Source organism: Bacillus sp. 01N42_2 (genome assembly GCF_056399565.1).
The window spans coordinates 1-1357 of sequence record NZ_JBFTRO010000022.1 but is presented as its reverse complement, the minus strand read 5'-3'; the positions used below and the strand labels follow the sequence as shown (position 1 = coordinate 1357).

Annotated in this window: 5 tRNA genes and 1 rRNA gene; all 6 read left to right on the top strand. The window is 40.6% G+C overall.

The features are described 5' to 3' along the window. The first annotated feature begins 57 nt into the window (after positions 1-57). The 6 genes from rrf to AC1DN5_RS18990 all read left to right on the top strand — a co-directional run bounded on the left by rrf (position 58) and on the right by AC1DN5_RS18990 (position 1111). Positions 58-173: ribosomal RNA gene (gene rrf, locus AC1DN5_RS19015) — 5S ribosomal RNA — on the top strand. Positions 174-218: 45 nt separating this feature from the next. After that, positions 219-293: transfer RNA gene (locus AC1DN5_RS19010), tRNA-Asn, on the top strand. 2 nt (positions 294-295) lie between these two features. Beyond that, a tRNA-Thr gene (locus AC1DN5_RS19005) sits at positions 296-368 on the top strand. Positions 369-861: 493 nt separating this feature from the next. Then, positions 862-936 (top strand) — tRNA-Gly (locus AC1DN5_RS19000). 9 nt (positions 937-945) lie between these two features. Continuing rightward, positions 946-1022, top strand: a tRNA-Arg gene (locus AC1DN5_RS18995). Positions 1023-1037: 15 nt separating this feature from the next. Beyond that, positions 1038-1111 (top strand) — tRNA-Pro (locus AC1DN5_RS18990). Positions 1112-1357 lie beyond the last annotated feature (246 nt).

The following is a 1357-nucleotide window of genomic DNA, read 5'->3' as shown; positions in this document are numbered from 1 at the left end:
AACCATTTTTGAATGTATGCTTACTGTTATCTAGTTTTGAGAGAACACTCTCAATGGTTTGGTGGCGATAGCGAAGAGGTCACACCCGTTCCCATGCCGAACACGGAAGTTAAGCTCTTCAGCGCCGATGGTAGTCGGGGGTTTCCCCCYGTGAGAGTAGGACGCCGCCAAGCTTTTTGTTTTATCTACCATGTTTTTGTTTATGAAGCTTATAATATTCCGCAGTAGCTCAGTGGTAGAGCTATCGGCTGTTAACCGATCGGTCGTAGGTTCGAGTCCTACCTGCGGAGCCATTGCTTCCATAGCTCAGCAGGTAGAGCACTTCCATGGTAAGGAAGAGGTCAGCGGTTCGAGCCCGCTTGGAAGCTTATCTAAATACGTTGATCTGAAGCAGTTTCCGCGCGTTATGGAACTGTTATTTTTGTATTTAAATAGGCAAAGACCCTGTTACTGCTCTCCGCAGAAATCAAGGTGAAAATATAACAGCAGCCTTCTTAGGAAGTCTGCTTTCTTCATTTTCAAAGAGATATGGCTCCCGTGATATAAATAGCATAATTAGGTTAACTTAATTGTATGTATAATAGATCTAATCAGTTTAATTTCTTGAATGGTCAAGTTCTGATCCAGAGAACGAAGTTTTCTTTTTTGCAGCCTTAGGTTAGTACAGATTATTATTAAATTTTTAAACGGTATTGACTTTTATCAAAACCCTGATATAATTACTTTTGTCATAATGCACTGTATGAATTTCCGGATATGCTTTTGCTTTAGATTAAGCAGAGAGCTACACCGGTTGGAGCATAACTGAGTTTTCCTTTTTTCTGATGCTGTTGTTTTTATTTTAACAGTTCATTATTTCTTGCGGAAGTAGTTCAGTGGTAGAACATCACCTTGCCAAGGTGGGGGTCGCGGGTTCGAATCCCGTCTTCCGCTCCATTTATTTTTGCGCCCGTAGCTCAATTGGATAGAGCGTTTGACTACGGATCAAAAGGTTAGGGGTTCGACTCCTCTCGGGCGCGCCATAATGCACTTGAAATCGGGAAGTAGCTCAGCTTGGTAGAGCACATGGTTTGGGACCATGGGGTCGCAGGTTCGAATCCTGTCTTCCCGATCATTCTCAAACTTTAAGATAATGTACTGATTATATTTTTTCTCTTTATTTTAAAAAACACTTGATTTATAGAGAGATAACATGGTATATTATTAAACGTCGCTGATGAACAGCAGACAACAACAAAAAGCTTCGAAAACGACTTGAAAAAAGTTGTTGACATAAAAGAAGCTGAGTGGTAAGATAATAAAGCTGCTTCAACAAGCGGTAATGATCTTTGAAAACTAAACAAGACAAAACGTACCT